The 5,178-nt window shown below is 73.1% G+C and carries 7 protein-coding genes; 6 read left to right on the forward strand and 1 reads right to left on the reverse strand.

What is annotated here, in order from left to right:
* The 5 genes from IF37_RS0137730 to IF37_RS0137755 form a co-directional block, all read left to right on the forward strand.
* Nucleotides 1-619 (forward strand): hypothetical protein (locus tag IF37_RS0137730; RefSeq protein ID WP_052845592.1); only part of this gene is annotated, 619 nt, incomplete at its 5' end.
* Complete coding sequence (locus tag IF37_RS0137735; RefSeq protein WP_030753990.1) at nt 616-1,557, forward strand: hypothetical protein; 942 nt, start codon at nt 616-618, stop codon at nt 1,555-1,557. The genes IF37_RS0137730 and IF37_RS0137735, both read left to right, overlap by 4 nt.
* Before the next feature lie 211 nt (nt 1,558-1,768).
* A complete protein-coding gene (locus IF37_RS0137745; protein WP_030753996.1) occupies nt 1,769-2,344 on the forward strand; it encodes an FABP family protein in 576 nt (191 codons plus the stop codon).
* A 16-nt stretch (nt 2,345-2,360) separates the two neighbouring features.
* Nucleotides 2,361-2,798 (forward strand): Fur family transcriptional regulator, encoded by a 438-nt coding sequence (locus tag IF37_RS0137750; RefSeq protein ID WP_030753999.1) that lies wholly within the window; start codon nt 2,361-2,363, stop codon nt 2,796-2,798.
* Between the two features lie 9 nt (nt 2,799-2,807).
* Nucleotides 2,808-3,773 carry a folate-binding protein YgfZ gene (locus IF37_RS0137755; RefSeq protein WP_030754004.1) on the forward strand — a complete coding sequence of 322 codons (966 nt, stop codon included), beginning with the start codon at nt 2,808-2,810 and terminating at the stop codon, nt 3,771-3,773.
* Nucleotides 3,774-3,790: 17 nt separating this feature from the next.
* Here the strand turns inward: IF37_RS0137755 and dtd are convergent, their stop codons facing one another.
* Entirely contained in the window at nt 3,791-4,216 is a 426-nt protein-coding gene (gene dtd / locus IF37_RS0137760; RefSeq protein ID WP_030754009.1) for a D-aminoacyl-tRNA deacylase, read from the reverse strand.
* A gap of 159 nt (nt 4,217-4,375) precedes the next feature.
* Between dtd and IF37_RS0137765 the strand changes: the two genes are divergently transcribed.
* A complete protein-coding gene (locus IF37_RS0137765) occupies nt 4,376-4,978 on the forward strand; it encodes a hypothetical protein (RefSeq protein WP_030754012.1) in 603 nt (200 codons plus the stop codon).
* The last annotated feature ends 200 nt before the right edge of the window (nt 4,979-5,178 follow it).

Consider the following 5,178-nt stretch of genomic DNA (forward strand, 5'->3'; position numbering starts at 1 on the left):
GCCCGGTGCCCCCGTGACCGGCCGGCCGGCCGGTCACGGGGGCACCGGGCTGGGCGCCATGCTGCTGCCCTACGGCGAGGACCGGTACGGGCGCGGCCCGGACATGGACGGGTACGGCTCCGACGCCGAGCTGTCCGGCGCGCAGGCCACGGCCCTGCGCAAGCGGTCACTCGCCGAGGTGCCCCGGTCGCGGCGGCGGCTGCTGGAGCGGCAGATCGACCGGAGCCCGGTCAAGGGCATGGCGATGCGCAGCTATCTGAGTTCCGCGCGGGTCGGCGGCGAGGAGGCCACCTCCGGCGAGGTGTTCGCCCTGGAGATCGTGCTGAGCCGGATGGACGAGCGGACCGTGCGCTCCATGACGGCCTACCAGCACGAGTTCGCGGAGGCGATGAAGGTCTTCCGCAAGGGCCCGGCCGTCGAGGGGCACGAGGACACCGCCTGCTTCCTGCCGCCGACCGACAAGGAGGAGCGGCTCGACATGATGGTGTGCTCCGGCTACGTCGGCGACGTCCTGGTCGTCGCCACCGCGACCGCGGTCAAACCGCTGGACGAGAACGGCGTGGTGGAGATGGTCGCCGCCCAGCTCGACCGCATCAAGGACCCGGGGAAGGCCATATGACCGAGCAGGCGCGGACGCGGACGGAAACCGAAACGGAGACGCGGACGGGACCGGAGACGCAGACCGAGACGGAGCGGCCGGAGCGGCCGGCCCCGGAACCGGTGGCGCCCGCGCTCCCGCCGCCGCCCGCGGACCCCCCTGCCGTACCGCCCCCCGCCCCGGCGGCCCCGGCGAAGGACCGCGGGGCACTGCGGGCGGCGCTGCGGTGGACCGCCGCCGTCGCCGTCTTCGCGGTGGTCGGAGCCGGCACGGCGTACGGGATCACGCGGCTGGACCGGACGGACCTGCCGGGCCTGGCCACCGCCTCCGACGGGCGCTGGGACTACCCGGAACTGACCAGGCCGCCGCTGCCGGCCGGCAGCCCGGGTCCGCTCGCGGCGGCGAACCGGACCGGAACGCACTACGCGGACCTGCGCGCCCTGCTGCTGCCCGCGCCCGAGGGCGCCACGGCGGACCCGGCACCGCGCGCCGCGGACGGCTGGCTGGCGACGAAGGACTTCCTCGCCCGGTACACCGGCGAGGACAACCGCCGGGAGCTGGGCCAGAAGCTCACCGACCACGGCCTGCGGCACATCGCGGCGCGCGGCTGGACCGCCCCGGACGGCACCCGCACCCGGATCGAGCTGCTCCAGTTCGACACCGCCGCCGTCGCCGACGACCTGCTGGAGAACAACCTCATCGGTGCCGCGGCCCCCACCTACGTGGTGCGCGGTGCCGACTACTACGAGCTGGACGAGACGTTCCCGTCGAAGGCACGGGTCGAGGGCGTGACGCTCGCCCCGTACGCGGAGACCGAGCCGTACGGCGCCGAGCAGGTACGGCAGGCGTACCTCGCGGCCGGGGACACCGTCGCGGTGATCACCCAGTCGCGCCGGGGCGGTGCCGACGCCGTCCCGTTCCGGCAGACCGTCACCTTGCAGACCGAGCTGCTCGGCTGAGCGGACCTCGTCAGGAGGGCCGGGACCCGGCCGCGTAAGCTGGGCCCCGGCTCTGTCGTACGCCCACTTCCGCTCAAGGAGCACTCCGTGGAGACCTTCTTCGAAATCCTGCTGGTCCTGGTCTGCGTCGGCGTTCTCGCCTTCGCCGGCGTGACCGTGAAGAAGCTGTACCAGGGCCAGCGCTGACTCCCCTCTAGGAAAGCCTCCGCTCATGATCGAGATCCCGTCCGACCTGCACAAGGACCTCGTCCCGCTCGCCTTCCTGCTCGGCAAGTGGGCCGGCGCGGGCGTGCACGACTTCCCCGGCTCGGAGAAGTGCAACTTCGGGCAGGAGGTCAGCTTCACCCACGACGGCCGGGACTTCCTGGAGTACCGGTCCCACACCTGGGTGCTGGACAAGGACGGCAACAAGGTCCGCCCGCTGGAGTCGGAGTCCGGCTTCTGGCGGATCGACGCCGACCGCAAGGTGGAGGTCACGATGACCCGCGACGACGGTGTCATCGAGATCTGGTACGGCGAGATGGCCGACAAGAAGCCGCAGATCGACCTGGTCACGGACGCCGTCGCCCGCACCGCCGACTCCCGGCCCTACAGCGGTGGCAAGCGGCTGTACGGCTATGTGAAGAGCGACCTGATGTGGGTCGGCGAGAAGCAGACCCCCGAGGTCCCGCTGCGCCCCTACATGTCGGCGCAGCTGAAGAAGGTCGTCACCCCGGAGGACGTGGAGCGCTGGGCCAAGGCCCTCCCGGACGACATGCCGGACGACGGCATCGCCTTCTTCAAGTAGTCCTAGACTCGTCGGTGTGGTGAGCATCGACTGGAAGAGCGACCTCAGGCAGCGCGGCTACCGGCTGACGCCGCAACGGCAGCTTGTCCTCGAAGCCGTGGACACCCTGGAGCACGCGACCCCCGACGACATCCTCGTGGAAGTGAGGAAGACGGCGTCGGGGGTCAACATCTCCACCGTCTACCGGACGCTGGAGCTGCTGGAGGAGCTGGGCCTGGTGAGCCACGCCCACCTCGGGCACGGCGCGCCGACCTACCACCTCGCCGACCGCCACCACCATCTGCACCTGGTGTGCCGGGACTGCGAGGACGTCATCGAGGCGGACCTGGAGGTGGCCGCGGAGTTCACCGCCAAGCTGCGGCGGCAGTTCGGGTTCGACACCGACATGAAGCACTTCGCCATCTTCGGCCGGTGCGAGACCTGTTCGGCGAAGGGTTCGAGTACCACGTCGTAGGCTTGCGGTATGAAGAGCCCCCTGCTGTCCCTGCCCGGCGCCGTCCCCGCCGAGGGCGTGGACGAAGGTGTCGCCGCCCACTACGGCGACCTGTTCCGCGAGCAGCGCGCCCTCGCCGACGGCACCGGCTTCGTGGACCTGTCCCATCGCGGTGTCGTCACCGTCACCGGTGCGGACCGGCTGAGCTGGCTGCACCTGCTGCTCACCCAGCACGTCAGCGAACTGCCCCCCGGCGAGGCCACCGAGGCCCTGATCCTCTCCGCGAACGGGCACATCGAGCACGCCCTGTACCTGGTGGACGACGGGACGACCGTCTGGGCGCACGTGGAGCCCGGCACCCAGGACGCGCTGATCGCGTATCTGGAGTCGATGAAGTTCTTCTACCGGGTGGAGGTCGCCGACCGGACCGGTGACATCGCCGTGGTGCACCTGCCCGCCGGTTCCATCGCCGCGGTGCCGGACGGGGTCGTCGTACGCGAGACGGCGTACGGGCGGGACGTGTTCCTGCCGCGTGACGAGCTGGAGTCCTTCGCCGCCGCCCACGGTCCCGCCGCGGGCCTGCTCGCCCACGAGGCGCTGCGCGTGGAGCACCACCGGCCCCGGCTCGGCTTCGAGACCGATCACCGGACCATCCCGCACGAGCTGGGCTGGATCGGCTCGGCCGTGCACCTCCAGAAGGGCTGCTACCGGGGCCAGGAGACGGTCGCCCGGGTGCAGAACCTGGGCAAGCCGCCGCGCCGGCTGGTCTTCCTGCACCTGGACGGCAGCGAGGTGCACCTGCCGGCGCCGGGCACGGAGATCCGCGTCGCGGACGAGGGCCCCGAGGGCCGCAGGATCGGTTTCGTGACGACGTCCGCCCGCCACCACGAGCTGGGCCCGGTGGCCCTCGCCCTGGTGAAGCGGAACGTACCGCTCGACGCGCGGCTGCTGGCCGGTGAAACCGCGGCCGCGCAGGAGGTCGTGGTCGAGCCGTAGCCGCGCGGGCGCCCGGCTCAGATCTCCAGCAGCACCGTGAACGGGCCGTCGTTCGTCAGCGACACCCGCATCCGCGCGCCGAAGCGCCCGGTCGCCACCGTCGCGCCCAGCTCCCGCAGCCGGGCGACCACCTCGTCCACCAGGGGCTCGGCGACCTCGCCCGGGGCCGCCGCGTTCCAGGTCGGGCGGCGGCCCTTGCGGGCGTCGCCGTAGAGGGTGAACTGGCTGACCACCAGCAGCGGCGCGGCGGTGTCGCTGCACGACTTCTCGTCCTGGAGCATCCGGATCGTCCACAGCTTCCGGGCCAGCTGCGCCGCCTTCTCCGCGGTGTCCTCGTGGGTGACCCCGACGAGGACGCAGAGTCCCTCGCCCTCGATCTCGCCCACCGTCTCGCCGTCGACGACGACGCTCGCGCCGTCCACCCTCTGCACCACCGCACGCATGCGGACATCATGCCCGCTGCCCCGGGCGCGTCCGCACGGGGCCCGGACCGGACGCGTCACCCGTCCATCTAGGGCCGTTCGGGGGCACTCGGTCACATAGCGGCCGGTCGGGGTGGCACGATGCTTGCACACGGCGGTCGAGGGGACGGTCAGAAGCAGATGAGCACACCGAGTTCCGGCGGGCGGCTGGGTACGCAGGGGGCGCACCGGCCCCCCGCGCAGCGCGCCGACGGCCCCGCGGACCCGGCGCCGGATGCCGGGCCCGACGAGGGCGACCTGGCCCGGCTGAGCCTGCCCGAGCTGCGCGCCCTGCGCCGTGACGCCCAGCGGGACGAGGCGGACCTCAGCTATGTGCGGCGGCTGCTCCAGGGCCGTATCGACATCCTGCGCGCGGAGCTGGGCCGGCGCGGCCGGGCGTCCGTGCCGGCACCGGTGGACGGCTCCGTGGTCGACCGGCTCCCGGAGATCCTCCGGGACGCCCCGGCCCGGCAGCGCTCCTCGGCCCGGCACGTCACGCTCGGCACCCCGCACAACGAGGAGTACCGGCGGCTGGCCGCCGAGATGCTCGGCGAGGTCGAGCTGTCCGACCTGACGGCCCGCACCGACCTCGAACTGAACGCGGCCATGGGCCGGTTGGTCGGGTACGAGCAGGAGATCTCGGGCTGCCGGCAGCGGCTCCAGCGCACGACCGACGCGTGCAGCGGGGAGATCGCGCGCCGGTACCGGGAGGGCGAGGCCCAGGTGGACGACCTGCTGGTGTGAGCCGGCGACCCGCTGGTGCCGGAAGACGGCCTGCCGGGCCGGCCGCCGTCGTGGAGCCGGCCGACCGGCCGCTCGCCCGTCTCGGTGTCGCCGTGTCCGCCGCCAGGTCCCCGCGCGCGGACGGCGAGCCGACCGGCCGGCCGGCCGGGGACCTCCTCGGCACCGCCGTGGCCGCCGTGCGCGACGCCCTCGGCGGGGAG

It is taken from the genome of Streptomyces sp. NRRL S-31 (assembly GCF_000718775.1).
GTDB lineage: Bacteria > Actinomycetota > Actinomycetes > Streptomycetales > Streptomycetaceae > Streptomyces.

Excerpts from the sequence above, each read along its gene's own strand:
- IF37_RS0137735 (WP_030753990.1), top strand. The coding sequence starts at position 616 with ATGACCGAGCAGGCGCGGACGCGGACGGAAACCGAAACGGAGACGCGG.
- IF37_RS0137745 (WP_030753996.1), top strand. The coding sequence starts at position 1,769 with ATGATCGAGATCCCGTCCGACCTGCACAAGGACCTCGTCCCGCTCGCC.
- IF37_RS0137755 (WP_030754004.1), top strand. The coding sequence starts at position 2,808 with ATGAAGAGCCCCCTGCTGTCCCTGCCCGGCGCCGTCCCCGCCGAGGGC.
- dtd (WP_030754009.1), bottom strand. The coding sequence starts at position 4,216 with ATGCGTGCGGTGGTGCAGAGGGTGGACGGCGCGAGCGTCGTCGTCGAC.
- IF37_RS0137765 (WP_030754012.1), top strand. The coding sequence starts at position 4,376 with ATGAGCACACCGAGTTCCGGCGGGCGGCTGGGTACGCAGGGGGCGCAC.